Origin of the sequence: Burkholderia sp. BCC0398 (genome assembly GCF_902833245.1) — a bacterium.
Classification (GTDB): Bacteria; Pseudomonadota; Gammaproteobacteria; order Burkholderiales; family Burkholderiaceae; genus Burkholderia; species Burkholderia sola.
In genome coordinates this window covers 1-24806 of record NZ_CADFEM010000022.1, presented here as the reverse complement: position 1 = coordinate 24806, position 24806 = coordinate 1, and the positions used below count along the sequence as shown (strand labels likewise).

The 24806-nt window shown below is 66.9% G+C and carries 24 protein-coding genes and 1 pseudogene; 15 read left to right on the top strand and 10 right to left on the bottom strand.

Going from position 1 to position 24806, the window contains the following annotated elements:
* Positions 1-465: 465 nt before the first annotated feature.
* Complete coding sequence (locus tag HWX76_RS33340; RefSeq protein ID WP_176016949.1) at positions 466-1365, bottom strand: EamA family transporter; 900 nt, start codon at positions 1363-1365, stop codon at positions 466-468.
* A gap of 57 nt (positions 1366-1422) precedes the next feature.
* On the opposite strand from HWX76_RS33340, the gene HWX76_RS33335 reads away from it, so the two are divergent.
* The 3 genes from HWX76_RS33335 to HWX76_RS33325 all read left to right on the top strand — a co-directional run bounded on the left by HWX76_RS33335 (position 1423) and on the right by HWX76_RS33325 (position 3790).
* The gene (locus tag HWX76_RS33335; RefSeq protein ID WP_176016948.1) at positions 1423-2385 is read left to right on the top strand and encodes a LysR substrate-binding domain-containing protein; all 963 of its coding nucleotides are present in this window, start codon (positions 1423-1425) and stop codon (positions 2383-2385) included.
* 220 nt (positions 2386-2605) lie between these two features.
* A complete protein-coding gene (locus tag HWX76_RS33330) occupies positions 2606-3271 on the top strand; it encodes a hypothetical protein (protein WP_050015628.1) in 666 nt (221 codons plus the stop codon).
* A 60-nt stretch (positions 3272-3331) separates the two neighbouring features.
* Entirely contained in the window at positions 3332-3790 is a 459-nt protein-coding gene (locus HWX76_RS33325) for a hypothetical protein (RefSeq protein WP_050015626.1), read from the top strand.
* 42 nt (positions 3791-3832) lie between these two features.
* Here HWX76_RS33325 and HWX76_RS33320 read toward each other — a convergent pair whose 3' ends face one another.
* The 4 genes from HWX76_RS33320 to HWX76_RS33305 all read right to left on the bottom strand — a co-directional run bounded on the left by HWX76_RS33320 (position 3833) and on the right by HWX76_RS33305 (position 9076).
* Positions 3833-4990: an acyltransferase gene (locus HWX76_RS33320; protein WP_050015624.1), complete on the bottom strand. Its 1158-nt coding sequence runs from the start codon at positions 4988-4990 to the stop codon at positions 3833-3835.
* Between the two features lie 136 nt (positions 4991-5126).
* Positions 5127-5771, bottom strand: coding sequence for a glutathione S-transferase (locus HWX76_RS33315; protein ID WP_176016947.1), 645 nt, complete (start codon positions 5769-5771; stop codon positions 5127-5129).
* A 103-nt stretch (positions 5772-5874) separates the two neighbouring features.
* Positions 5875-7047, bottom strand: a complete 1173-nt coding sequence (locus tag HWX76_RS33310) for a porin (protein WP_175975937.1) — start codon at positions 7045-7047, stop codon at positions 5875-5877.
* Between the two features lie 175 nt (positions 7048-7222).
* Positions 7223-9076 carry an ABC transporter ATP-binding protein gene (locus HWX76_RS33305; protein WP_176016946.1) on the bottom strand — a complete coding sequence of 618 codons (1854 nt, stop codon included), beginning with the start codon at positions 9074-9076 and terminating at the stop codon, positions 7223-7225.
* A 310-nt stretch (positions 9077-9386) separates the two neighbouring features.
* Here HWX76_RS33305 and HWX76_RS33300 point away from each other — a divergent pair, with 310 nt between their 5' ends.
* From HWX76_RS33300 to HWX76_RS33275, 6 genes are all read left to right on the top strand, one after another.
* Positions 9387-9953 carry a TetR/AcrR family transcriptional regulator gene (locus HWX76_RS33300; RefSeq protein WP_050015596.1) on the top strand — a complete coding sequence of 189 codons (567 nt, stop codon included), beginning with the start codon at positions 9387-9389 and terminating at the stop codon, positions 9951-9953.
* Between the two features lie 226 nt (positions 9954-10179).
* A complete protein-coding gene (locus HWX76_RS33295) occupies positions 10180-10608 on the top strand; it encodes an organic hydroperoxide resistance protein (protein ID WP_050015594.1) in 429 nt (142 codons plus the stop codon).
* A 54-nt stretch (positions 10609-10662) separates the two neighbouring features.
* On the top strand, positions 10663-11691 hold the full coding sequence (locus HWX76_RS33290) for an alpha/beta hydrolase (RefSeq protein ID WP_050015592.1): 1029 nt from the start codon (positions 10663-10665) through the stop codon (positions 11689-11691).
* 228 nt (positions 11692-11919) lie between these two features.
* On the top strand, positions 11920-12291 hold the full coding sequence (locus HWX76_RS33285; protein ID WP_089490138.1) for a CidA/LrgA family protein: 372 nt from the start codon (positions 11920-11922) through the stop codon (positions 12289-12291).
* A complete protein-coding gene (locus HWX76_RS33280) occupies positions 12288-13022 on the top strand; it encodes an LrgB family protein (RefSeq protein ID WP_176016945.1) in 735 nt (244 codons plus the stop codon). The genes HWX76_RS33285 and HWX76_RS33280 overlap by 4 nt, the downstream gene beginning before the upstream one ends.
* A 230-nt stretch (positions 13023-13252) precedes the next feature.
* Positions 13253-13561: a hypothetical protein gene (locus tag HWX76_RS33275; protein WP_050015587.1), complete on the top strand. Its 309-nt coding sequence runs from the start codon at positions 13253-13255 to the stop codon at positions 13559-13561.
* Between the two features lie 106 nt (positions 13562-13667).
* On the opposite strand, the gene wrbA is transcribed toward HWX76_RS33275, so the two are convergent.
* Positions 13668-14270: an NAD(P)H:quinone oxidoreductase gene (wrbA, locus tag HWX76_RS33270; RefSeq protein WP_124592565.1), complete on the bottom strand. Its 603-nt coding sequence runs from the start codon at positions 14268-14270 to the stop codon at positions 13668-13670.
* 61 nt (positions 14271-14331) lie between these two features.
* A complete protein-coding gene (locus HWX76_RS33265) occupies positions 14332-15057 on the bottom strand; it encodes a pirin family protein (RefSeq protein WP_050015583.1) in 726 nt (241 codons plus the stop codon).
* Positions 15058-15186: 129 nt separating this feature from the next.
* Here HWX76_RS33265 and HWX76_RS33260 point away from each other — a divergent pair, with 129 nt between their 5' ends.
* Both HWX76_RS33260 and HWX76_RS33255 read left to right on the top strand, forming a co-directional pair.
* On the top strand, positions 15187-16104 hold the full coding sequence (locus tag HWX76_RS33260; RefSeq protein ID WP_176016944.1) for a LysR family transcriptional regulator: 918 nt from the start codon (positions 15187-15189) through the stop codon (positions 16102-16104).
* Between the two features lie 92 nt (positions 16105-16196).
* The gene (locus HWX76_RS33255) at positions 16197-17318 is read left to right on the top strand and encodes a Fic family protein (protein ID WP_208458936.1); all 1122 of its coding nucleotides are present in this window, start codon (positions 16197-16199) and stop codon (positions 17316-17318) included.
* A gap of 2 nt (positions 17319-17320) precedes the next feature.
* Here HWX76_RS33255 and HWX76_RS33250 read toward each other — a convergent pair whose 3' ends face one another.
* Positions 17321-17599: a hypothetical protein gene (locus tag HWX76_RS33250; protein ID WP_050015580.1), complete on the bottom strand. Its 279-nt coding sequence runs from the start codon at positions 17597-17599 to the stop codon at positions 17321-17323.
* Between the two features lie 116 nt (positions 17600-17715).
* On the opposite strand from HWX76_RS33250, the gene HWX76_RS33245 reads away from it, so the two are divergent.
* Entirely contained in the window at positions 17716-18786 is a 1071-nt protein-coding gene (locus HWX76_RS33245) for a lysozyme inhibitor LprI family protein (protein WP_176016943.1), read from the top strand.
* Between the two features lie 16 nt (positions 18787-18802).
* On the opposite strand, the gene HWX76_RS33240 is transcribed toward HWX76_RS33245, so the two are convergent.
* The gene (locus tag HWX76_RS33240) at positions 18803-19879 is read right to left on the bottom strand and encodes a LacI family DNA-binding transcriptional regulator (RefSeq protein ID WP_050015578.1); all 1077 of its coding nucleotides are present in this window, start codon (positions 19877-19879) and stop codon (positions 18803-18805) included.
* A 250-nt stretch (positions 19880-20129) separates the two neighbouring features.
* Between HWX76_RS33240 and rbsK the strand changes: the two genes are divergently transcribed.
* The 3 genes from rbsK to HWX76_RS33225 are packed head-to-tail and all read left to right on the top strand — an operon-like array spanning position 20130 to position 23427.
* On the top strand, positions 20130-21056 hold the full coding sequence (rbsK, locus tag HWX76_RS33235; protein WP_176016942.1) for a ribokinase: 927 nt from the start codon (positions 20130-20132) through the stop codon (positions 21054-21056).
* A 60-nt stretch (positions 21057-21116) separates the two neighbouring features.
* Positions 21117-22436, top strand: coding sequence for an MFS transporter (locus tag HWX76_RS33230; protein WP_050015698.1), 1320 nt, complete (start codon positions 21117-21119; stop codon positions 22434-22436).
* Positions 22437-22479: 43 nt separating this feature from the next.
* The gene (locus HWX76_RS33225) at positions 22480-23427 is read left to right on the top strand and encodes a dihydrodipicolinate synthase family protein (protein ID WP_124555142.1); all 948 of its coding nucleotides are present in this window, start codon (positions 22480-22482) and stop codon (positions 23425-23427) included.
* Between the two features lie 671 nt (positions 23428-24098).
* Here the strand turns inward: HWX76_RS33225 and HWX76_RS33220 are convergent.
* Positions 24099-24806, bottom strand: a pseudogene (locus HWX76_RS33220) (IS5-like element ISButh6 family transposase); the annotation flags it as partial.

The following is a 24806-nucleotide window of genomic DNA, read 5'->3' as shown; positions in this document are numbered from 1 at the left end:
GCGTCGGGCCGGGTGACTTGCCGCCCGGCCGAGGGAGCGAGCGCCTGACGCCATGCAATTCGTATGAATATATCGGAACCCGCTTCCGTGTGCTGCGGCGCGCCACGGCGGCCCGCGGATTGCGGTTCGCTGTCGTGGGCCTTACGGCTGCATCCATTATTCGACCGGTCGCCACGGCGAAGCCATGGACATTGATGGGCGGTCAATCCGGAACTGTTCGGTCGATTTGTCTGCACAGTTTGGTCGGTTGCGCATCGCGTAGCCGGTTTCATGGTCGCGCTTCGTCCAGCGTGATTGCCGCCGTAATGCAACTAACGGTCAAGTTCGGTGGCGCCCGCGAATGGGTGCCGATTGCACGGGCCGAACCGCGCATCCGGATCGACAAAGCCCGGGGCGTTTTTGGGGCCGGCGTCGCTTCTACATTCGGATCGTCGCGGCGGTCACGCAATTCGCTGCACTCTCACGCTACGACCGCCCGCGCAACGCGACGACGACCACCCCCGCGATCGCCAGCAGGCCGCCGCACGCCGTCGCGATGCCGGGCCGCTCGCCCGTCAGCACCACCGACAGCAGCGTCGCGACCGCCGGCGTCAAATAGAGAAAGCTGGCCGCGCGCGCCGCGCCGAAGTAGCCGAGCGCGAAGGTCCAGGTCGCGTAACCGAGCGCGGCGGGAAAGACGCCGAGTACGACGACGGCCCACGCCGTGTCGCGCGACCCGCCGCCGAGCGACACGAGCGCGCCGGGCAGCCACGGCGCGAGCAGCACCGCGCCGGCCAGCAGCGTGTACGCGGTGCACGGCAGCGCGCCGTACACGGGAATCAGCCGCCGCTGCAACACGAAATAGCTGGCCGAACACAGCGCCGCGCCGAGGATCAGCGTGCTCCCCGAGCCGAGCACGAGGCCGCCGGGCTGCCCTTGTGCGATCACCGCGATGCCGGCCAGGCTGATCAGCGACCCGAGCCAGCCCCAGCGATTGAAGCGCTCGCGCAGAAACACGGCGGCCAGCAACGCGGTGAAGATCGGCAGCGTGTTCACGATGAAGCTCGCCGCGCCGGCCGACACGGTCTGTTCGCCGGTATTGAGCAGCGCGTTGTAGAGTGCGATGCCGAGCAGGCCGCACGCGAGAAAGCGCCTCGCGTCGGCTTTCGTCGGCAGCGGCGGCCGTCGCCATGCGAGCCACGCGATCACGAGCAACGCGGCGGTCGCGAAGCGCGCGGCCGCGAGCTGCAGCGGCGCGAGGCCGTGCAGGCCGATCCGGATGAACGGGAACGCGGACGCCCACGAGACGATCGTGAACGCGACCGCCGCTGCCGCGATGAGCGGTTGTCGCGCGCCGCGCGACGTCGGTGACGAAAGTGTATTCATGAAGCCATGGTGCGGCGTCGCGAGATGCTAAGCTAGCGCACAGATCAACACCCGGATATGAATATGGCTCACAGCTCGGGGGCGCGGCGGGCCGACGGTCCGGCGCCGGTGCGCCCGGTGGCCGCCGCGCCGATGCCGGCCCCGCGGCCGCCGCTCGCGAGCCTCGAGACGGTCTGCACGGTGGCGCGCGAAGGTTCGTTTCTCGCGGCCGCCGACGTCTCTGGCGTCACGCACGGCGCGATCAGCCGACGGGTGGCCGCCGTGGAAAACTGGCTCGGGATGGCGCTGTTCGAGCGGCATGCGCGCGGCGTGCGCCTGACGCCGGACGGGCAGCGCTTCGTCGGCCGGATCGAGCAGGCGTTTGCGATCATCGACAGCGCGGCCGATCAGTGGCGCTCGCCGCGCACGCCGCGGCTGGTCCGGATGAGCGTGGTGCCCGCGTTCGCGCAGCTGTGGCTGCTGGAGCGGCAGCAGATGCTCGAGCGTGAAGCGCCCGTGTTGCGCATCGAGCTCGGTATCGAGCTGCGCAACGTGGATATCGCCGGCGGTGAAGCGGATCTGTCGATCCGGTACGGGCGCGGCAACTGGCGTCGGCTCGACACCCGGCCGTTCATGCCGGAACGGCTGTATCCGGTCGCCCATCCGCGGCTCGCCGCGCAACTGGCCAGGATGCGCCGCGCAACGGGCGACGCCGCGCTGCTCGACATGCCGTTGCTGCACGATTCCGACGTGACCGGCTGGCGCACGTGGTTCGACGCGCTCGGCATTCCGTTCAAGCCGCGTGCGCAGGATCGCCGGTTCGAGGATTACAACCTCGTGCTCGCGGCGGCCGAAGCGGGGCTGGGCGTGGCGCTTGCGCGAACGCCGCTGGCGGATGCGTATCTGCAGCGCAGTGCGCTCGTGCGCGTGAGCCGCCACGAGGTCGATTCGCTGCTCAGCTATCACTTCGTGCATGCGAAGGGCGAGAGTCGGCCGGAGGTGCTCGCGTTGATGGAGCGGATGGTGAAGGCGCTGCGGTAGCGCGCACCCGGCGGTTCGCGCAGGCGACCGCTTCGGCACGCACGTCACGCGTGTGGCGGGCCGCCTGTCACGTTCGCTCGGCCGCGGCCGCCGAATCGTTACAATGCAGCCGCGGAATACGGCGAGATCGCCGCAGTGAAGCGGAATCGAGCCTTTGCCCGACGGCAGGGCAATCACCAACCATGACAGTACGGGTTCAAATTTGCACAAAAGGGAACCGATGAATAGACCAGACAAATCGTCGAAAGCGCGTGCGGCGCTGGATCAACTTTTTTCCGGCCTGGCGCCCACGGACGCGAAGCGCGAATCGCCGCGTCCGGGCAATCCGTTCGCAACGGACGACGAGGTGTCGAGCGCATCCGGCGGTCGCGGCGGGGTGGAAGTCACGCTGTCGACCCGCATCCAGCTGCGCGGTTATCCGAGCGCCGACGCGTTCATGAAGCGCATGGCCGAAGCGTGGGGCCTCGAGTGGGGCGCGTACGACAGCGTCCGCGCGGTGGCGACGCTGCCGGCCGGATGGCGCTCGCGCCGGCTTCCGGAAGTCACGCAGATCGTCGACGAACGCGACGTGCTGCGCGCCGAGAGCAGCCTGCAGGGCGGCGAGATGTCGTATCTGAAGGTGCATCCGCGCTACTACATCGATGCGCGCAAGCGTTTCGGCTGGAGCAAGTCGTCGAAGGCATCCGACGATCCGGATCTCGACGGCCCCGACTGGAACTGCTTCGTGATCGATCGGGAAAAGTCCGTCGAAGTGCACGAACTGACGACGTCGTCGTTGAAGGCCGACATGGACAATGCCCGCGCGACGCTGCTGAAATGGCTGGACGAGCACTATCCGAAACATCGCGACCCGTTTGCGTACTGGTCGGACTGCGAAGGGGCGTAGTACGTCGGTTTGCACGGCGGTTCGCTTGATGCATCGATCGGGCCGCCATGAGGACGAGCATTGAAGCAAGCGCGTGTGGTGTCGATTCTCTGGGCAGCGTTTGGCGCGGCGGTCGGATCGACCGTCATCGAATTGCTGCTCTGGGCAATCGCCGGCGATGATGCCATCCAGAATCTGTTCCGCGACGCGCGCCTCACGACCGCGATCGTGATGGGGCGAAGCGTGCTCGGGCCGTCCGGCGGCTTCGATCCGCTGGTGATGGGCGTGGCGACGCTCGTGCATGCGATGCTTTCGCTCGTCTATGCGGCCGTGCTGGCACGGCTGGTCCGCAGTCTGTCGTGCGTGGCCGCGCTGTTCGCGGGCGGCGCGTTCGGGCTGCTCCTGTACGGCGTGAACCTGTACGGGTTCACGGCGATCTTTCCGTGGTTCATCCCGGTTCGCGGTGCGATCACGCTGGTCGCTCATCTGGTATTCGGGATCACGGCAGCGGCGGTGTACTACGTTGCCCGGCGCGACTAACCGTTAACACCCTGTACGAACGAGCGGCGAGAGCCGATGCGTCTACAGAATCGACGCGAGCCTCGGCACGCGAAGCAGAAGGCCGGCAATCAGATAGCACGCGACGCAGGCGATGCTACCGGTCACGGCGAATTTCAGGAACGGGGACGCCGGCACGTTTCGCCACGCGAGGGCGACCGCGACGAGCACGGGCGGATGGATGATGTAGATGGCGTACGCGCGTCGCGACAGCGGCCGCCACGCGCCCTTCAATCTGTCGAAGCTTTGCTGAAAACGGTCGACGAGAAACAGGATCGTGCCCCATGCGACCAACGGCTCCCAGAATGCGTAGATCACGTCCTGCGGACGGCCGCGCAGCGCGGGAACGTGCTTCGCGATCAGGTAGGCGAGCGGGAGGACGGGCAGCGCCAGCAGCGCGATGCGTGACCACAGCCGGACCTGCGGTGCCGGCAGATGCACGATCCAGTGCGCGTGCGCTGTCCGGCAACCGGCTGCGTACAGCACGACGTAGCTCGCGAAGTAGCCGAGCTGCAGCCCCCATACGTTGATACCTACCGGCCATCGCGACCGCAACGCCAGTGCCGCGATACCGGTGAGCAGTGCCGCGGCGGCCAGCGTCGTGTCGGAAGGGGCGCGCGCGACGCGGTTCGTGCCGCGCGCCACGGTGCGCGGGAAGGCGATATGCAGGAGTGCCGCCGCCGTGCTGAAAATCAGCAACGCCTCGGCGAACCACATCGGTCCGTTTTCAAACGTGCCTTTTCGCCACAGACGTTCCAGCGTTTGCGCAAACGGATGGTCCGCACCCGACTGAGCCAGCGCAATCGTCGCGGGGCCGATCAACAAGCCGTAGATGAGCAACGGCAGGCCAAGCCGGAGAAACCGGTCCGCGAGGAAGCGGCTGACGCCCTTGCGATCGATGGACGGCGGCGTGTAATAGCCCGCGAGGAAGAAGAACAGGCCCATGAAAAATGCCTGGTTGATCGCGCAGAAGAGCGTCAGCAGCGCGGATTCCACTGACGGGCCCGCGGCCACTTCGTGGTAATACCACCCGCCGAGTGCGCCGTACGTGATCGCGCAGTGGTGAAAGACCACCAGCAATGTCAGGCAGGCCCGTAATGCGTCTAGGCCGGCGTTTCGATGCACGGCATCTGCCTCGTCTTGCTGAAACGCCAAGTTGACCGGAACGTCGTGAGCGCTCATTGCCTTGCCTGCGTGTTGGGTCCGTCATGACCCGCCCGACGACGCATACGCATCCGGCGGGCGTACCGGTCGGCACGATACGCCGTTGTGCTTACAACCATCCAACAAGCCGCTCCGCGGCCGGCTTCACATCCGCTCAGCCGAGCTTTCCACGCAGATCCTCGAACGGAATCATCACATTCGTGCGATACGCGGGCCGGGCCTTCAATCGTTCGTACCACGCCACGACATGCGGCACGTCGGGCCGCGCGATATCGAGTTCGAAATACCGGTAAAGGTGCGTGCCGGCCGCGATGTCGGCAAGCGTGATCGCATCGCCGGCAAGAAACGGCTGCCCGGCCAGCACGGTATCGAGCAGCCGGAAATACTGCGCGCATTGCGCGATGCTCTGCTCGACGCGTACGGTATCGCGCTGCTCGGGCGGCGTGCGGTAATAGTCGCGGAACACGCCGTTGAGGAACGCCGGCTGCAGGGTCGTTTGCGCCCAGTCCATCCAGCGGTCGGCGCGCGATTGCTCGGCCGGATTGTCGCGCCAGAAGCCGGGGCGTCCGTGGCGCGCGGCAAGGTAGCGCAGGATGCTGTGCGATTCCCATACGACGGTACCGTCGTCGTCGATCACCGGGATGCGTCCGTGCGGGTTCATCGCGAGAAATTCCGGCGTATCGAGCACGCCGAACTGGCCGCCGGCCGGCACGTGCCGGTGGGCGAGCGCGAGCTCGTCGACGAGCCACATCACCTTTTGGACATTGAACGCGTTGCGTCGTCCCCATACCGTCAGCATGCCGGGCTCCCTCTGTCGTGACGAACGTGAAGATGGACAGTGTAAACGCGGCAGGCGCGCACCGCGGTGCGCGCCTGCCGGCGATCGTCGTGCAACGGGACGATCAGAACTTGTGGCGGATGCCGACGATCGCGAGTTCCTGCGTATCGGTGCCCGAGTTCACGCCGTATGAGCCGACCGACGCGGCCGCTTTCACGGTCGCCCCGCTCGCGTTGAGCGTGTTGCCGCTCGCTTTCTGATAGCCGAACAGCGCATACAGGTCGGTGCGCTTCGACAGCGCGTAATCCGCGCCGAGGTTGACCTGGTTGTAGTGCGCGGAAGCCGGGCCCGTCAGCGACGTGTAGTTGTAGCCGACGCCCGCGCGCAGCGCCGGCGAGAACTGCCAGTTGAAGAACGCCGAGCCGTTGTTGAACTTCGCGTTCTGGCTGAATGCCGACAGCGTGTCCGCGCCGTACTGCGTGTTCGAATACGCGAGGCCGAAGGTCGCCGGCCCGGCCACGTACTGGCCGGCCACGCGCACGATCTGGATCGACTTCGCGCTCGAGAAGCCCTGGTTGATCACGGTGTTGAAGAGCGTGTCCGAGCTGCTCGACCACGTGCGCACGCCGTTCGCGACCGTCGTGCCGCCGTTCGCGTAGAAGAAGCCGGCGCCGAGCGACAGCGGGCCGTTCGCGTAGCTCGCGCCGAAGCTGTACGTGCGGCCGCTGCCTGTCGCGCCGGCGACGCCGCCGAAGCCGTACAGCGCCGCGAACTGGAAGCCGGAGATCAGCGGGCTCGTGTATTTCACCGAGTTGCTGACGCGCAGGCTGTTGTCGTAGTTGTCGAGATCGCCCGGCGTCGCGAACACGCCGCCGAAGTAGTTGTCCTGCGTGAGGCCCTGCACGAGATCGACGACCGGATCGTACTGGCGGCCGAGCGTCACGGTGCCGTACGTGCTGCTTGCGAGGCCGACGACGGCCTTGCGGCCGAATTCGCGCTGGCCCTGGCCGAGCGCGCCGGTGCCGATGTTGAAGCCGTTCTCGAGCTGGAACAGCGCGGACAGGCCGCTGCCGAGATCCTCGATGCCGCGCAGCCCCCAGCGGCTGCCCGACAGGTTGCCGCTGCTGAACTTCACGAGGCTCGACGCGTTGCTGCCGTTCGCGTTTTGCGCGTTGTGGACGTACGCGATGCCTGCGTCGGCGATCCCATACAGCGTGACGCTGCTTTGTGCGTGGGCGCCAGCGGCGAAGAGCGTGGCCGGCAGGGCGAGCAGCGCGAATGACCGGATCTGTTTCATGGTTGGATTCCCCCGTTGGTCGATTGGCCTGACGAATCGGTGAACGATACGGACGGCGTATCGTCGAGGGAACCAATAAATTGTCGGATCGTTATGAGGCGACGCGGCGATGGATGCGCGCGCAACGGATTGACGCGCGGCATGCGGATCGCTCGTGCATCGTCACAGGCAGTCCCTACTCCGCCACGCTTTCCGCGTCCGCCGTTTCGCCGAGGAACCCGCCGCTCTGGTGCGCCCACAGCGCCGCGTAGATGCCGCCCGCCTGCAGCAGCTGCTGGTGCGTGCCTTCCTCGACGATGCGCCCTTCGTCGAGCACGATCAGCCGGTCCATCGCGGCGATCGTCGACAGCCGGTGCGCGATCGCGATCACCGTCTTGCCGCTCATCAGGCTGTCGAGGCTGCGCTGGATCGCGACTTCGACCTCGGAATCGAGCGCGCTGGTCGCTTCGTCGAGCACGAGGATCGGCGCATCCTTGAGCATCACGCGCGCGATCGCGACGCGCTGGCGCTGGCCGCCCGACAGCTTCACGCCGCGCTCGCCGACTTCGACGTCGTAGCCGCTGCGGCCGTGGCGGTCGCGCAGCCGGTCGATGAACTCGGCCGCTTCCGCGCGCACGGCCGCGTCCTGCATCTCGCGCTCGGTCGCGTCGGGGCGGCCGTACAGCAGGTTTTCGCGCATCGTCCGGTGCAGCAGCGACGTATCCTGCGTGACCATGCCGATCGCGGCGCGCAGGCTGTCCTGCGTCACGTGCGCGATGTCCTGTCCGTCGATCCGGATCGCGCCGCCGCCCACGTCGTAGAAGCGCAGCAGCAGGTTCACGAGCGTCGATTTGCCGGCGCCCGAGCGGCCGATCAAGCCGATCCGCTCGCCCGGCCGGATCGTCAGGTTCAGCCCGTCGAATACCGCGCGATCGTTGTCCTCGTGCGCGAACTGCACGTTGTCGAACACGATCTCGCCGCGCTGCACCGTAAGCGGCTTCGCATCGGGTGCGTCGACCACGCTGCGCACCTTCGTCAGCGTGTTGATGCCGTCCTGGATCGTGCCGACGTTCTCGAACAGTTCCGTCATTTCCCACATGATCCAGTGCGAGTAGCTCGACAGGCGCAGCGCCATCGCGATCACGGCCGCGACGACGCCCGCGCTCGCCTCGCCGTGCATCCACAGAGACAGCGCGAGCCCGGCCGAGCCGACCAGCAGCAGCGTCGACAGCAGGTGGTTGACGATCTCGAACGCGCTGACGAGCCGCATCTGCGCGTCGCCGGTCGCCTTGAACGCCTCCATCGCGTGGCGCGCGTGGTCGGCTTCGCGCCGCGTATGCGAGAACAGCTTCACGGTCGTGATGTTCGAATACGCGTCGGTGATGCGGCCCGTCATCAGCGCGCGCGCGTCGGCCTGCCGGCTGCCGACCGCGCCGAGGCGCGGCACGAAATACGCGCACGCGGCGCCGTAGCCGAGCGCCCACAGCGCGAGCGGAATCATCAGCCGCCAGTCGAAGCTCGCGGCGAGCACGAGGATGCCGATCAGGTACGCGGTGACGCCGATCACGACGTCGACCGACATGAACAGCGCGTCGCGCACCGCGAGCGCCGTCTGCATGATCTTGGTCGTCACGCGGCCCGCGAACTCGTTCGCGTAGAACGACAGGCTCTGGTCGAGCATCAGCCGGTGAAACAGCCAGCGCAGCCGCATCGGAAAGTTGATCGCGAGCACCTGGTGCTTGACCATCGTATGCAGTGCGATCAGCAGCGCGCTGCCGACGAGAATCGCCGCGAAACCGGCGAGCGTGCCGAAGTGGCGGCCGCCGAATCCGGCCGGCGTCGACGACGACAGCCAGTCGACCACGTGCCCCATCATCGCGAACAACGCGGCTTCGTACGCGGCCAGCGCGGCCGACGTCAATGCGATCAGCAGGATCCAGCCGCGCGCGCCTTTCGTGCACGCCCAGACGAACGAGAAGAATCCCTTCGGCGGCGTGACGGGATCTTCGAGCGGGAAAGTCGGCAGGCGCCGTTCAAACCACGAATACATCGACTTGTTCTCCTTATACGGCCCGACGCGGCGGGCGGGCCGATGATACCGGGCCGGATGCGAGGCGGTCATCGTGTGCCGGCCCATCCGTCGTGTGCCCGCCCATCCGTCCGGGCGATGGACGTCGCGGAGCGACGCCCGGCCCGGTTTCAAGTGTCGCATCGATTCGATCGTGCTGCAGGCCGGTTGTAAGCCGGGCCGGCCGCGAGAATGGCGCCGGACCTGCGCATCGGGCTCGCGCGAAGGCTCATCGCACGCGTCCCGAAAAAACCGCTTGACTATCTATCTACGAGTAGATAAAGTTCGATCCATGGAAACGAAACCGACCGTCCGCGAACAGATTCTCGATCACGCGATCACGTTGATGATGCAGCGCGGTTACAACGGCTTCAGCTATCGAGACCTGTCCGACCTGGTGGGCGTGAAGACGTCGAGCATCCACTACTACTTCCCGTCAAAAGACGATCTCGTGCTGGAAGCGGTGGCGGCCTACAGCGACGAAGTCCTCGCGGCCGTGCGGGCGATCGATCCGGCGTTGCCGGCCGACGTGAAGCTGAGCCTGTACACGAAGATGTTCGGCCGCACGCTCGGCGACGGCAATTTGATCTGTCTGTGCGGGATGCTCGCGTCCGACATCGAAACCTTGCCGGAGAACGTGCGGCAGGCCGTGCAGGCGTTCTTCAAGGCCAACGAAAGCTGGCTTGCGGAATTGCTCGCGCAAGGCGCGAAGGAAGGCACGCTGCAGTTCAGCGGCGAGCCGGAAACCGCGGCGCGCACGTTGTATGCGGCGTTCCAGGGCAGCGTGCTGGCCAGCCGGTTGTTTCACACGCGGGCGCGTCTCGAGGACGTCGAGTCCGTCTGGAAAACGCGGTCCTGACGGACGGCGCAAGCAGGGAGGCGGTTCGCCGCCTTTTTATTGAATCTCGTTGTCTATCATGTAGTAGATAGATAATCTGACGCAGGCGGGATCATTCGGCTGCATTTTTTGGGGATGTTTGTCTATCTATGAGTAGATAAACAAATGCGACGCCGATGCGGAATCCGCCGGCACGCCGTCCCCGGTTCGAAGGGTGTTTCATTCACTTGCTGAAAAGGAGTCTGTCATGTCGATCGAAAAAGTGCTGTACCGCGCCCATGCAAAAGCCACCGGCGGCCGCGACGGCCGTGCGACGGTGCCCGAAAGCGGCCTCGACCTGAAGCTGACCACGCCGCGCGAGCTCGGCGGCGCGGGCGGTGCGGGCGCGAACCCCGAACAACTGTTCGCCGCCGGCTACAGCGCGTGCTTCATCGGCGCGATGAAGTTCGTCGCGGCGCGCGACAAGATCGCGATCCCCGCGGACGCGGCGATCGAAGGCAGCGTCGGCATCGGCGCGATCCCGAACGGCTTCGGCATCGAAGTCGAGCTGAAGATCTCGTTGCCGGGCCTCGATCGCGACATCGCGCAAACGCTGATCGATCGCGCGCACGTCGTCTGCCCGTACTCGAACGCGACGCGCGGCAACATCGACGTTACGCTCACGCTCGTCCAATAAGTCGCACTGCCAACCATTCATCGCCATTCGAAGATTCGACCAAGGAGTCGCACCATGAAGATCGTCAAGCCGCTGCTGATCGCCGCCGCCGTTGCAGCCGCCCTGTCCACCGCGCCTGCCGCGTTCGCCGCCGATGCCGTCGGTCCCGATGCGAAGACGAGCGCGTTCCTCGCCGCGCTGAACGGCCAGAAGGGCCCGGGCCTCGAAACGTTGAGCCCCGCGAAGGCGCGCCAGGTGCTGGTCGACGCGCAGAACGGCGTGAAGGTCGATCTGTCCGGCATCGACGTGTCGAACCGCACGATCGAACAGGACGGCCTGTCGGTGCCGGTCACGATCGTGCGCCCGCAAGGCGTGACGGGCACGCTGCCGGTATTCGTGTTCATCCACGGCGGCGGCTGGGTGCTCGGCGATTTCCCGACGCACGAGCGCCTCGTGCGCGATCTCGTCGTGCAGTCGGGCGCCGTCGCGGTATTCGTGAACTACACGCCGTCGCCGGAAGCGCGTTATCCGGTCGCGATCAACCAGGCGTATGCGGCGACGAAGTGGGTGGCCGCGCACGGCGCGGAGATCGGCGTCGACGGCAGCCGCCTCGCGGTGGTCGGCAACAGCGTCGGTGGGAACATGTCGGCCGTCGTCGCGCTGATGGCGAAGGACAAGGGCGGCCCCGCGATCCGCTTCCAGGGGCTGATGTGGCCGGTCACGGACCACAATTTCAACACGGGTTCGTACAACGCGTATCAGCAAGGCCACTTCCTGACGCGGCCGCTGATGAAGTGGTTCTGGGACGCCTATACGAAGAACGAAGCGCAACGCAACGAGATCTACGCATCGCCGCTGCGCGCGAGCGTCGCGCAGTTGAAGGGGCTGCCGCCCGCGCTGATCCAGGTCGCGCAGTTCGACGTGTTGCGTGACGAAGGCGAAGCGTACGGCCGCAAGCTCGACGCGGCCGGCGTGGACGCGACGACCACGCGCTACGACGGCACGATCCATGATTTCGGCCTGCTGAACGCGCTGGCCGACGATGCGCCGACGAAGGCCGCGACGAAGGCGATGGCCAATGAAATCGCGACGCGGCTGAAGTAACGCGGTCGACGGTCATTCGAACTTGAACGACAGGACGGCGGGCACGTTGCCCGCCGTTTTTGCGTGCGGGCGTTTCGTTCATGCCCGGCAGCGTGTCGATCACCCAATCGCGCCCGGCCGCCGGCATTGTTGGTACGATCGCGCGTATCGTTCACGCCGGCGTCGCCAGCCGCCGGCTCATCGGCCGCGCTTGCACGGCAGCGCGGCCACGTTCGGGAGAAGCGGTTCATGTTGCAGGCGTTCGCGGTCTTGCTGATCTTCCAGTGTCTCGGGGAAGGCGTGTCTTATCTGTTCGGCTTGCCGGTGCCGGGCCCCGTGATCGGCATGCTGCTGCTGTTCGGCTTCGTGATGCTGCGCCCGCAGGCGGCCGATGCGATCGAGCCGACCGCGCTCGAGCTGTTGCGTCACCTGTCGCTGCTGTTCGTGCCGGCCGGCGTCGGCATCATGGTGTCGGCCGACCGCGTGCGCGGCGACGCGGCCGCGGTCGTCGTCGCGCTGGCCGTCAGCACCACGCTCGCGATCGCGGTGACGGCGCTCGTCACGCGCGCGTTGCTGCGGCGCCAGCGCCGCGCGGGCGGCACCGCGGAGGGCGCGCAATGACGGCGTTCCCGAAGCTTGGCGCGATCTGGGTCTATCTCGCCGCGAGCCCGCTGCTCGGCCTGACCATCACGCTGGTCGCGTATCTGTTCGCGCAGGCCGTCTATGCGCGGGCGCGTTTCAATCCGCTCGCGAATCCGGTGCTGATCGCGGTCGCGATGATCGTCGTGCTGCTGACGCTCACGCATACGCCGTATCCGACGTATTTCGAAGGTGCGCAGTTCGTCCATTTCCTGCTCGGCCCCGCGACCGTCGCGCTCGCGCTGCCGCTGTACCGCCAGTGGTCGAAGCTGCGGCGCAGCGCGCTGCCGCTGCTCGTCGGCCTGCTCGCGGGTTCGCTGACGGCGATCGTGTCGACGGTCGGCATCGCCGCGCTGTTCGGGGCGTCGCACCAGACGATCGCGTCGCTCGCGCCGAAATCGGCGACGACGCCGATCGCGATGGCCGTCGCCGCCGAGATCGGCGGCATTCCGTCGCTCACCGCCGTGCTCGTGATCTCGACCGGGATCTTCGGCGCGGTGTGCGCGCGCGGCATCCTCAATCTGCTGCGGATCGACGAGCCGGCCGTGCGCGGCTTCGCGCTCGGCGTCGCGTCGCACGGGATCGGCACCGCGCGCGCGTTCCAGGTCAGCGAGGAAGCCGGCGCGTTCGCCGGGCTCGGAATGGGGCTGAACGGCGTGCTGACGGCATTCGTCGTACCGGTCCTGCTGCCGGTGCTGTCGCGCTGGATCTGAGCGTCGGCCCGCGCCCGCCCCGGGTATCGGTTTCCCCGATGGCGCGGACGGCACGCCGAAAGGGCGGCGCACCCGGCGCGCATGTATCGTTGACGTTATCAGGACAATTCAGGAACGCACACGGACATTTGCGCGCCGATCGGCTAACGTTGCATCGGCGCCGTTGTCGCAAGCCATCGCGTGCACGCCGGTGTCCGACCCACACTCAACAATCGACAAGGAGATCGGCCATGAAGCAGTCTCGCGTGGTTTCGGTGGCAGTAGCAGTAGCGGCGTCGTTCGGTCTGTCGTTGACCGCCGCGCCGGCGGCATACGCGCAGGACGCGGCGGCGTCCGCGCCGACGCAGAAGCAGCTCGCCAAGGCGCAGAAGAAGGCGGCGCGCAAGGCGGCCCGCGCGCGGCACGCGTCGGACCTGAAGGCGATCGGCACCGGCAGCGGCTACCGGTTGACCGGCGATCAGAGCAACTATCCGCAGAATGCCGTGCAGAAGGCGCCCGCGACGAACGCGGCGCCGGCCGCGCCGGCTTCGGGCCAGTAACGGTCGAACGCGTGGCACAGCACGAACGGCGCCGGTCGAACCGGCGCCGTTCGTTCATCTGCGGAAGGGCGGGACAGCAGGACGGCGGGCCCGCGAGCCCGCCGCGTTACGACGCGAGCTTGCTCGCGAGTTCCGCCACGTGCTTGCCCTGGTAGCGCGCGATGTCGAGTTCGTTCGCGCTCGGCTGGCGGCTGCCGTCCGCGCCCGCGAGCGTGGTCGCGCCGTACGGCGTGCCACCGGTGATTTCGTTCATGTTGACGAGGCCGCTGCACGCATACGGCACGCCCACGATCACCATCCCGTGATGCAGCAGCGTCGTGTGGAACGACGTGATCGTCGTTTCCTGGCCGCCGTGCTGCGTGCCGGTCGACGCGAACACGCTGCCGATCTTGCCGACGAGCGCGCCTTTCATCCATAAGCCGCCGGTCTGGTCGAGAAACGTGCGCATCTGGCCGGCCATGTTGCCGAAGCGGGTCGGCGTGCCGAAGATGATCGCATCGTAGTCGGCGAGTTCGTCCACCGTGGCGACCGGCGCGGCCTGGTCGACCTTCACGCCGATCGCGCGGGCCTGATCGACGGGGATCGTTTCCGGCACGCGTTTGAGCGCGACCTCGACGCCGGGCACCGATTTCGCACCCTCGACGATGTGCTGCGCCATCGTTTCGACGTGCCCGTAGGACGAGTAGTACAGAACGAGAACCTTGGCCATGTTGCGAATCTCCGATTAAAAGGGCCCCGCGGTCAGCGGGGCCCGGTTTCCCGAACGGGCATCACGCCCATTCGGCCGTCACTTCGACCGGACGCAGATCGAACACCAGCACCTCGGCGTCCTTGCCGTCGGCGATCGTCAGCGCCTGTTCGCCGCGGATGCGTGCGCCGTCGCCTTCGCCGAGCGTCACGCCGTTGACCGTCACGCTGCCGCGCGCCACGTGCACGTAGGCAAAGCGGCTCGGATCAAGTTCCAGCGTAGTGCTTTCGTCGCCGTCGAACAGGCCCGCGTAAATCCGGGTGTCCTGCCGGATCTTCAGCGAACCGGCATCGCCGTTCGGCGACACGACGAGGGCGAGCTTGCCGCGCTTGTCGTCGGCCGCGACATTCGTCTGCTGATAGCGCGGCTCGGCGCCCTTTTCGGCCGGCCCGACCCAGATCTGCAGGAAGTGGACCGGCGTGTCCGGCGAGTGGTTGAACTCGCTGTGGCGCACGCCCGTGCCGGCGCTCATCAGTTGCACGTCGCCCGGCACGATCACCGAACCGGTGCCCATCGAGTCCTTGTGTTCCAGCGCGCCGTCGAGCACGTACGACAGGATTTCCATGTCGCGGTGCGGGTGCGTGCCGAAGCCGCGGCCCGGGGCGACGCGGTCGTCGTTGATCACGAGCAAGTCGGAGAAGCCGACTTGCTTCGGATCGTAGTAATTCGCGAACGAAAACGTATGACGGGAGCTGAGCCAGCCATGCTCCGCACGGCCACGTTGGTTTGCTGCACGGATATCGATCATGATTTTTTGTCCTTGAAGTCGCCGGACCTCGGAAGTGGGCTCGGCTGTTCGTTGAGATGAATCTTAGGTCAATCGATTTGACAAATAAATCGCTGCAGAGATAATGACTGTCGCTCTGGAGTGGACAATATGGAACTCAACGACCTGAGGATCTTCGTCGCGACCGTCGACGCAGGCAGTTTCACGGCGGCGGCCGATCAGCTGATGCTGTCCAAGCAGTTCGTCAGCCGGCGCACGATGGCGCTGGAGGCGTCGCTCGGCGTGCGGCTGCTGCATCGCAATACCCGCAATCTCGCGGTGACCGAATCGGGGCAGGAGTTTTATGCGCGCGCGCAGCGGATCCTCGCGGAGATCGCCGACGCCGAGCAGGCGATGTCGGTGCGCAGCACCGAGCTGCATGGTTCGCTGAAGATCAGCGCGCCGCTGTCGTTCGGGATCACGCACGTGTCGCCGCTGATTGCCGAATTCCTGTCCGCGCACCCGGCCGTGCGGCTGAACCTCGACCTGACCGACCGGCGCGTCGACCTGATCGGCGAGGGTTTCGACCTCGTGCTGCGGATCGGCTCGCTCGAGGATTCGACGCTGATCGCGCGTCCGCTCGGCGCGTGGCGGATGATCGCGTGCGCGAGCCTCGCTTACCTGAAGCGGCACGGCACGCCGCAGACGCCGGCCGATCTTGCCGGCCACACGTGCGTGCTGTACGGGCGCGAGCGGCGGGTCGGCTGGGAGTTCCGCGTCGACGGCGCGGCGCGCACGTTCGACGTGCAGGGGCCGCTCGTCGCGAACAACGGCGAAGTGGTGCGCGACGCCGCGATCGCGGGGCTCGGCATCGCGCTGCTGCCGCACTTCATCGTCGGCGCGGCGCTCGACAGCGGCGCGCTCGTACCGGTGCTCGACGCGTACGTGCCGCCGCCGATCACGCTCAATGCGGTGTTTCCGCAGCACCGGGAAGGGTTCGTCACGCTGCGCACGTTCATCGGGTTTCTCGCGGAACGGCTCGGGGAGCCGGCCGGGGCGGAGGCGAGCGCGGCGGGCCGGGTACGGTAGCCGGCCGCGTGCAGTGAATGGGGCGCGTAATCTCTGCAGAATTTGCGGAGATTATTGAGTGCTGCGGCGAATGGGTGGATAATCTCCGCATCATGAGCGGAGATTACACCTTCATCTGGGAATCGGCCGACTGGCCGGCATGGCGCTTCGACCTTCCGGCCCTCGCCGCGCCGCTTGCCGACGTCAGCCGTGCGCAAGGCATGCTGGTCGGCCGACTGGCGGATGTCGGCCTGACATTGCGCGACGAGGCGAGCCTGGCCGCGCTGACGGAGGACGTCGTCAAGACCAGCGCGATCGAGGGCGAGAACCTGAATGTCGCATCGGTCCGGTCGTCGATCGCGCGCCGGCTCGGGGTCGACATCGGCGCGCTGGCGCCGGTCGATCGCCACGTCGAAGGCGTCGTCGACATGGTGCTGGATGCGACGACCCATTCGGCCGCACCGGTCACCGAAGCGCGGCTGTTCGGGTGGCATGCCGCGCTGTTTCCGACCGGCTATTCGGGGCTGTCGCGGATCACGGTCGGCGAATGGCGCACGGATGCGAGCGGGCCGATGCAGGTGGTCTCCGGGCCGATCGGCCGGCAGCGCGTGCATTTCGAGGCGCCGCCGGCCGTACGCCTGACGCACGAGATCGAGCGCTTTCTCGCGTGGCTCAACGCGCCGCCGGCCGAGCCGTTGCTGATCCGGGCCGGGCTCGCCCATCTGTGGTTCGTCACGCTCCACCCGTTCGACGACGGCAACGGTCGTATCGCGCGCGCGCTCGGCGATCTGGTGCTGGCGCGCGCGGATCGAAGCCCGCAGCGTTTCTACAGCCTGTCCGCGCAGATCCAGCGCGAGCGCAACGCGTATTACGACGTGCTGGAGCGCACGCAGCGCGGCTCGCTCGACGTCACCGAGTGGCTCGCGTGGTTTCTGGACACGCTGGGTCGAGCCATCGATCATGCGCACACGACGCTCGATGCGGTGCTGATCAAGGCGCGCTTCTGGCAGCGATGCGCGGGCGTCGCGCTGAACGAACGCCAGGTCAAGGTCATGAATCGCCTGCTCGACGGCTTCGAAGGGAAGCTGACGACCACCAAGTGGGCCGCTCTCGCGAAATGCTCGCAAGACACGGCGCTGCGCGACATCACGGCGCTCGTCGAGCAGCGCATGTTGCGGCGCTCGGCGTCCGGCGGGCGGAGCACGAGTTATGAGCTGGTGCCGTTCGACGGCTGACGTCATTGCCGGCTCGTCTCGTCCTGCGCGCGAAAGGCGTCATGTGCGTGGCCGATGCAGCCGGTGCGATTGCCAGACGTGTGTGGCAGGTTGCGGCGCATCCGGTTCTCGTCGATGGAAGACGGCGGGCCGATCAGGGGTGACGGCGCTCGCGCGATCGTGTTCATCGGGATCGTCGATCGCGCGACGAAAGCTGCGCTGCGCGACGGTATCGTGCACTGCGGCGCGGGCGTCGAGATAGTTGCGACAACATCGAACGTCGATTGATCGGCGTCGCGCATTCGGGTTACGCTTCGCCGGGCGGCGCCGTGCGTCGCATGCCGGGCCGGGCGTTTTTACCTCGAATGTCGCGTGCACGTAGCTTCTACGGATGCGCGACCCAGCGACGATCAAGCCGATGACCATTCACAACCGATCGAATCCGCGCGCGCACGCTGCACGTTGCGCAAGCGGCAAGCGGAGCACGTACCTGTTATCCGTCGCGGCGGCCGTGTTGCTGACGCTGCTGCCGCACGTCACGCATGCGGCCGGCTTCGACTGCGCGAAGGCCGCGTCGCCGACCGAGAAAAGGATCTGTACGGACACCACACTATCGAAGCTCGACGGCGATTTGTCGACGGCGTGGAAGCGGGCGCTCGCGAAGGGCGGCGATACGGCCGCGCTGAAGGCCGCGCAATTGAAGTGGCTCAAGCAACGCGACCAGTGCGGCAGCGATGCGTCGTGCCTGGGCGACCGCTACCGCGAACGGCTCGCGAGCCTGAACGGCATGCCGCTGGCCGCCGATCGCTGGCAGCAGACGTGGTATCTCGACAGCGACAACCCATCGTTCGGCGGTGTGCTGACGTTTACCGGCACGGTGCCGCGCCTGCATTTCGAGTTGAGCGCCAACAACGGCGCCCATGATGGCGGGCTCGACGGCAACATCGTGCTGCACGGTGACAGCGGAACCTATCGCCGGGACAAATGCCGGCTTGACTTCGACCGGAAGGGCGGACGCATCCGCGTCACGCAGCAGGGTGCCGATGTCGATTGCGACGCGGGTATGGGCGTCATGTACGCAGGCAACTACGTGACCGCCGCGCAGTCGCAGTCAAAGCCGCCGGCCGACCTGCTGAGCCTCAAGGTCGTCGCGGACGCACAGCAGAACGCGGCCGCGCACAAACTGCTCGGCGCCGACTATCAGACGCTCGTCGACGTGGTCAATCTCAGCGCCGACGAGAAGGACCTCGATGGCCTCAACGCACACGTGACGTTGTACTGGGTGCGCGGCATCGCGACGACGAACGCGGCGATCGTGATGCGCCGCGGCACCGATCTGTGGATCGGGCTGCTCGTGTTCGATGCGAAGAACAACGTCCGGATGCGTTACTACTCGAACGTGCCCGCGTGGAAGAAAACGGTGCCGAAGACGATCAACGCGTGGCACGACAATCTCGACAAGACGCTGCCGATCGACGTGATGCAGTAAACAGGGCGCTGCCCCGCTACGTCTTGTTCTTCCGCGCCGCGCGCGCCTGCGTCCGCGCCGGCGGCGCCGCCGATTCCCGTATGCGCAACTCGGGCTGGACCGCATGGCCGGACCCCGTGGCGCCGTTTTCGAGCGCGTCGAGCAACGCATGCGCGGCTTGACGCCCGATCGCGTCGGTGTCGACCCACATCGTCGTCAGCGGCGGCTGGATCTCGCGCGCGAGCGCGATGTCGTCGAACCCGGTGATCGACAACTGCGCGGGCACGTCGATGCCGAGCGCCTGCGCTTCGAGCAGCGCGCCTAGCGCGAGCGCGTCGTTGCCGCAGATCACGGCGGTCGGCCGCGTCGCCGCGTCGCTGCTGGCGATCGCGCGCAGGCTCGCGCGCCCGAACGCGATCGTGGCCGCGCCTTCGTGCTGATGCACGGGGCGCACCGCGAGCCCGTGCGCGGCCAGCGTGTCGTGAATGCCGCGCAGCCGGGCCTGCACGCGGTCGTTGTCTGTCGACGGCTGCATGATGATCGCGAAATCGCGATGACCGAGATCGAGCAGGTGCGTGGTGAGCCGCGCGAACGCCGCGCGGTTGTCGAAGCCGATGCAGCAGTGCGGGCTGTCGTCGCGGTACGCATACGTGACGACGTACGGCACGCGATGCATCGCAAGGAGTTCGAACAGTTCCGGCGGATACGCTTCGCCGACCAGCGACACCGCTTCGACGCCGCGCGACAGCATCGCGCGCACCTGCGCGAGCGCCTGCGCGGGGTCGTAGTTCGAGCAGCCGAGGAACAGCGTGATGCCGTGCTCGGCCATGACCGTCTGCATGCCGGCGACCTGCGACGCAAACACCTGATCGTCGAGGGTCGGAATGATCGCGCCCGTGATGTGGGTGCGCGTGGACGCGAGCGCGCGGCCGGCCGCATTCGGGATCCAGTTCAGTGCGAGCGCCGCGTCGCGCACGCGCTGCTGCACGTCGGCCGACACCTTGCCGGGATCGTTGTACACGCGCGAGACGGTCGCGGTCGACACGCCGGCCAGTTTCGCGACGTCGCCGAGCACCGAGCGGCCGCTGCCGCGGCGTGCGCGGGGCGTGCTCATCGGTTGCCTCCGCACGTGGCGACCGTGCCGCTGCCGTGTGCCGTCAGAAGCGTCATTGGCGTCATTGTTTACCCTCGATTCATGATGGCCCGCTTGCATTCTCGATCGAGCCTGCCAGAATGTAAGCGCTATCTTGCTGCTGATTCCCTATTATGTCAGACACTTTTCCAATCCGTATGGCGAAATTTTTCGAGACGACGGCCTTTTCGGTCATTTTGTCGATCGCAAATGTAAGCGGTTACATCAAGCAATGAACGGCATCCCGTCACCGCGTATCGCCGTCGTCGGCAGCGTCAACATCGATCTCGTCACGCGCGCGCCGCGCCTGCCGGTGCCGGGCGAGACGCTGCTCGGCACGACGTTCGAGACCGTTCACGGCGGCAAGGGCGCGAACCAGGCGGTGGCGGCCGCGCGCCTCGGCGCGTCGGTCGCGATGATCGGCTGCGTCGGCGACGACGCGTTCGGCGGGCGCCTGCACGCCGCGCTGGCGGCGGAGCGCATCGACGTGACGCACCTGCACCGGATCGGCGGCACGGCGACCGGCGTCGCGACGATCACGGTCGACGACGGCGGCGCGAACAGCATCGTCGTCGTGCCGGGCGCGAACGCGTGCGTCGATGCCGACCGGATCGACGCGGCGCGCGACGCGATCGCCGAGGCCGCGCTGCTCGTGTGCCAGCTCGAAGTGCCGGTCGCCACCGTGGCGCGCGCGATTGCCTGCGCCGCCGCGCATCACACGCCGGTGCTGCTCAATCCCGCGCCCGCGCAGCCGCTCTTCGATGCATTGCTGGCGCGGGTCGACTATCTCGTCGTCAATGAAACCGAGGCCGAGTCGCTGACCGGCATCGCCGTCGGGGACGACGCGTCGGCCGCGCGCGCCGCCGAGGCGCTGTGCGCGAAGGGCGCCGGCAACGTGCTGGTCACGCTCGGCGCGCGCGGCGTCTGCTGGCGCGGCAGCGCAGGCAGCGGCCATCATCGCGCGATCGCGGTGGCGGCCGTGGATACGACCGCGGCCGGCGACACGTTCGTCGGCGGGTTTGCAGCCGCGCGGGCCGGCGGCGCGTCGATGGACGACGCAATCGGCTTCGGCCAGCGGGCGGCCGCGATCAGCGTCACGCGCCACGGCGCGCAGACGTCGATCCCGACGCGCGACGAGGTCATACGGTCGGACACCTGAATTCCGCATGCGACGGAACGGCCGAACCCGGCCCCTATCAGTGACATGGAGACAATCGACATGAACGACAACCCATCTGTTCCGCACGCGCCGCCCCGGATCCGGCGCGGTCAACGCATCGCGCTCGCGCTGTTGATGGCGAGCGGGATCGTCAACTATCTCGATCGCGGCACGCTGGCCGTCGCAAGTTCGGCGATCCGCGGCGATCTCGGCTTGTCGCTCGCGCAGATGGGGCTGCTGCTGTCGGCCTTCTCATGGAGCTATGCGCTGTGCCAGTTTCCGGTCGGCGGGCTGGTCGACCGCATCGGCCCGCGCCGGCTGCTCGGCATCGGGCTGATCGTCTGGTCGTTCGCGCAGGCGTCGGGCGGCCTCGTGTCCACGTTCGGGTGGTTCATCGTCGCGCGCATCGTGCTCGGCATCGGCGAGGCGCCGCAATTCCCGTCGGCCGCGCGCGTGGTGAGCAACTGGTTTCCGCTGCGGGCGCGCGGCACGCCGACCGGCATTTTCAATGCCGCGTCGCCGCTCGGTACCGCGCTCGCGCCGCTGCTGCTGTCGGTTCTCGTGGCCTCGTTCCATTGGCGCTGGGCGTTCGTCGTGACCGGGGCGCTCGGTCTCGTCGTCGCCGTCGTGTGGTTCGCGCTGTATCGCGATCCGGTGCGCGCACAACTATCTACCGCCGAGCGCAATTATCTCGATGCCGATGCGCAAAGCGTCGCCGCCGCGCCGAAACTGACCTTCGTCGAATGGCGCAGCCTGTTCTCGCACGGCACGACCTGGGGGATGCTGATCGGCTTCTTCGGTTCCGTGTACCTGAACTGGGTGTACCTCACCTGGCTGCCGGGCTACCTGACGATGGAGCGGCACATGAGCCTGATTCGTACCGGATTCGCCGCATCGGTGCCGTTCCTGTGCGGGTTCGTCGGTTCGCTCGTCGCCGGCTGGCTGTCGGATTTCGTCACGCGCCGCAGCCGGTCGCCGGTCGTGAGCCGGCGCAACGCGGTGGTGGCCGCGATGCTCGGAATGGTCGCGTTCACGATTCCGGCCGCGCTCGTGCAGAGCAATACGGTTGCGCTCGCATGCATTTCGGTCGTGATCTTTCTCGCGAACGCGGCGTCGGCGTGCTCGTGGGCGCTCGCGACGGCGGCCGCACCGCCGAGCCGCATCGCGTCGCTCGGCGCAATCCAGAATTTCGGCGGCTTCATCGGCGGTGCGCTGGCGCCGATCCTGACCGGCATCATTGCGCAGAAGTGGTCGTTCGTGCCCGCGCTGCTCACCGCGGCGGCGATCGCGTTCGCCGGCGCGATGGCCTATCTGCTGCTCGTGCGCAAGCCGATTCCCGAACAGGCCGCGAACGCCGCGCCCGGACCGTTGCCGGCGTGATCGTGCAGCCTGCATTCGCATTCACTGAAGGAAGGAGAAACCGATGCAACATCCGCAGCAATCGAACGTGACCATCGAGGGGATCGTGCCGGTGATGCTGACGCCGTTCGACGACGCCGGCGCGATCGACTACGCCGGGCTCGAGCGGCTCATCGAATGGTATCTGGCGCACGGTTCGGATGCGTTGTTCGCGGTCGCGCAATCGAGCGAGATGCAGTTCCTGAGCCTGGCCGAACGCGCGGCGCTCGCGCGCTTCGTGGTCGAGCGCGTGGCCGGGCGCGTGCCGGTCGTCGCGTCGGGCCACATCAGCGACGATCTCGACGCGCAGGTCGCCGAACTGTGCGCGGCGGCCGAATCGGGCGCGCAGGGCGTCGTGCTCGTGACCAACCGGCTCGATCCGCAACGCAAGGGCAGCGCCGCGTTGCTCGACCATCTGCACCGGTTGCTCGCGCGACTGCCGTCGGATCTCCCGCTCGGCCTGTACGAATGTCCGGCGCCTTACCGGCGGCTTCTGTCGGATGACGAACTGCGCGCGTGCATCGACACGGGTCGGTTCGTGATGCTGAAGGACGTGAGCTGCGATCTCGCGACGGTGAAGCGGCGCGTCGCGCTTGCCGAGGGATCGCCGCTGAAGATCCTGAACGCGAACGCCGCGATCGCGTGGGACGCGATGAAGGCCGGCTCCGCCGGTTTCAACGGCGTGTTCACGAACTTCCATCCCGATCTCTACCGGTGGTTGCGCACGCAAGGCGAGTCGAATCCGGCGCTCGCCGACGAACTGTCGACGTTCCTCGTCGTCTCGGCGGTCTCGGAGGCGCTGGGCTACCCGGCGCTCGCGAAGCTGTATCACCAGCGGATCGGCACGTTCGGGTCGATCAAGTGCCGGGCGATCGACTACGACGTGCGCGAACGCTTCTGGGCGCTCGACGCGGTGCTCGACAAGATCGTCGCCGGTACCGAACATTTCCGCCGGCGGATCGCTGCGTTGTAACGGAGGACGCGTGTCACGCCAGTGGCGTGGCACGCGATCGCATCGCGTGCTGAGCACGTGGCCGGCACGCTCGTTGCCTGCTGGAACGATCCGTCTTGCACGATGCGTCGCAATCGCGGCGCCATCCAAACATCGCGATTCCCATCACGCCGGTGGCGGCAACGCGTACCGTCATACCGCTGCGCCGCCGTACCGCCGGCTGTCATTCGACGGCCATTCACCCCATCACGAACGCGAACCGCCCGCGATCCGCGAGCGCGGTGTCGACTATCAACTGATTCCGTAACGTAAAGAAGCTTCATCTTGCTGACAGACGGAGGCGGCGGTTTGCATGGCCAGCAGTGGGCGTTTGGAAACGAAATTTGATCTGGATTTGTTCGTAACTATTTGATTTTGTTGGGATGGGTTGGGTGTTGGAATGTTTGAGACGCAATTGAATCTGTTTCGGCGAGCGTTCAGACAAGAGCCGGTGTTGCAAACAAAATCCGGTCGGTAGTCCGTCGCCCCTCACTAGCAGGCTGTTGAAAAGCGCCTCGCTTTGATGACTGGGGCACTGTTTAAAAGGATTTCGTATGCGCTTGGCTGCCGAGTTGCCAACGAATCGCCGAAGCTGGACCGTTCGCGAGCGATCCAGCCGGCGCGTTGCCGTACGACGGCCGCGCTTGGGCGGCTCATTGCACCGCTCCTTGCGGCGGCACCACCGTCAGCATTCGCGCCATTCGAGTCAGATTGCTCGCCAGCATCGTCAGCTTGAAGTGCTGGTCGACCCGTTTGAGGCCGCGATACGCGGTCTGTCGAATCCTGCCGACGGTCTTGCCCCAGCCGAAGTGCTCTTCGATGCGTTTGCGAATCACTTGGCTAATGCCATAACCGGCGTGCCGCGAGGTGCGGCCGTCGATCGCACTGCCGCCTTGATGCGTGTCGTTGCGCGCGACGTGTGGCGTCACTTTGCGCGCTCGGCAATCCCGCACAAAGTCGCGCATGTCGTAACCCTTGTCGGCGCCGAGCGTCTTGGCGTGACGACCCGGCACGCAATCGAGCAGGCGCAACGCACTCGCGCGTTCGCCGAAACCATCAGCGTGGCTGACCACTGCGCCGACCACCAAGCCCGAGCGGTTCTCCATCAGGATGTGCCCCTGATAACAAAGGATGGCTCCGCTTTGCCGCCCCTTGCGGAACAGGCGCGCATCCGGATCGGTGCTCGATTCATGCGTGTCGTTGCTGCGCCGCTTGCCCTTCCAGTCGGTGTCGACATTGCGGCCACCGCCGGCTGGCGGATCGTCCGAACCGTCCTTGGGCCGGAAGCTCTTGTGGCTGGCCCAAGCCTGGATCAGCGTGCCATCGACCGAGAAGTGTTCTCTGGACAGCAGCCCTTGCTT

What these genes read in the sequence shown, in the direction of transcription:
- HWX76_RS33340 (WP_176016949.1), bottom strand. Translation starts at nt 1,365, where the DNA reads ATGAATACACTTTCGTCACCGACGTCGCGCGGCGCGCGACAACCGCTC.
- HWX76_RS33335 (WP_176016948.1), top strand. Translation starts at nt 1,423, where the DNA reads ATGAATATGGCTCACAGCTCGGGGGCGCGGCGGGCCGACGGTCCGGCG.
- HWX76_RS33330 (WP_050015628.1), top strand. Translation starts at nt 2,606, where the DNA reads ATGAATAGACCAGACAAATCGTCGAAAGCGCGTGCGGCGCTGGATCAA.
- HWX76_RS33320 (WP_050015624.1), bottom strand. Translation starts at nt 4,990, where the DNA reads ATGAGCGCTCACGACGTTCCGGTCAACTTGGCGTTTCAGCAAGACGAG.
- HWX76_RS33315 (WP_176016947.1), bottom strand. Translation starts at nt 5,771, where the DNA reads ATGCTGACGGTATGGGGACGACGCAACGCGTTCAATGTCCAAAAGGTG.
- HWX76_RS33310 (WP_175975937.1), bottom strand. Translation starts at nt 7,047, where the DNA reads ATGAAACAGATCCGGTCATTCGCGCTGCTCGCCCTGCCGGCCACGCTC.
- HWX76_RS33305 (WP_176016946.1), bottom strand. Translation starts at nt 9,076, where the DNA reads ATGTATTCGTGGTTTGAACGGCGCCTGCCGACTTTCCCGCTCGAAGAT.
- HWX76_RS33300 (WP_050015596.1), top strand. Translation starts at nt 9,387, where the DNA reads ATGGAAACGAAACCGACCGTCCGCGAACAGATTCTCGATCACGCGATC.
- HWX76_RS33295 (WP_050015594.1), top strand. Translation starts at nt 10,180, where the DNA reads ATGTCGATCGAAAAAGTGCTGTACCGCGCCCATGCAAAAGCCACCGGC.
- HWX76_RS33290 (WP_050015592.1), top strand. Translation starts at nt 10,663, where the DNA reads ATGAAGATCGTCAAGCCGCTGCTGATCGCCGCCGCCGTTGCAGCCGCC.
- HWX76_RS33285 (WP_089490138.1), top strand. Translation starts at nt 11,920, where the DNA reads ATGTTGCAGGCGTTCGCGGTCTTGCTGATCTTCCAGTGTCTCGGGGAA.
- HWX76_RS33280 (WP_176016945.1), top strand. Translation starts at nt 12,288, where the DNA reads ATGACGGCGTTCCCGAAGCTTGGCGCGATCTGGGTCTATCTCGCCGCG.
- HWX76_RS33275 (WP_050015587.1), top strand. Translation starts at nt 13,253, where the DNA reads ATGAAGCAGTCTCGCGTGGTTTCGGTGGCAGTAGCAGTAGCGGCGTCG.
- wrbA (WP_124592565.1), bottom strand. Translation starts at nt 14,270, where the DNA reads ATGGCCAAGGTTCTCGTTCTGTACTACTCGTCCTACGGGCACGTCGAA.
- HWX76_RS33265 (WP_050015583.1), bottom strand. Translation starts at nt 15,057, where the DNA reads ATGATCGATATCCGTGCAGCAAACCAACGTGGCCGTGCGGAGCATGGC.
- HWX76_RS33260 (WP_176016944.1), top strand. Translation starts at nt 15,187, where the DNA reads ATGGAACTCAACGACCTGAGGATCTTCGTCGCGACCGTCGACGCAGGC.
- HWX76_RS33255 (WP_208458936.1), top strand. Translation starts at nt 16,197, where the DNA reads ATGAGCGGAGATTACACCTTCATCTGGGAATCGGCCGACTGGCCGGCA.
- HWX76_RS33250 (WP_050015580.1), bottom strand. Translation starts at nt 17,599, where the DNA reads ATGCGCGACGCCGATCAATCGACGTTCGATGTTGTCGCAACTATCTCG.
- HWX76_RS33245 (WP_176016943.1), top strand. Translation starts at nt 17,716, where the DNA reads ATGACCATTCACAACCGATCGAATCCGCGCGCGCACGCTGCACGTTGC.
- HWX76_RS33240 (WP_050015578.1), bottom strand. Translation starts at nt 19,879, where the DNA reads ATGAGCACGCCCCGCGCACGCCGCGGCAGCGGCCGCTCGGTGCTCGGC.
- rbsK (WP_176016942.1), top strand. Translation starts at nt 20,130, where the DNA reads ATGAACGGCATCCCGTCACCGCGTATCGCCGTCGTCGGCAGCGTCAAC.
- HWX76_RS33230 (WP_050015698.1), top strand. Translation starts at nt 21,117, where the DNA reads ATGAACGACAACCCATCTGTTCCGCACGCGCCGCCCCGGATCCGGCGC.
- HWX76_RS33225 (WP_124555142.1), top strand. Translation starts at nt 22,480, where the DNA reads ATGCAACATCCGCAGCAATCGAACGTGACCATCGAGGGGATCGTGCCG.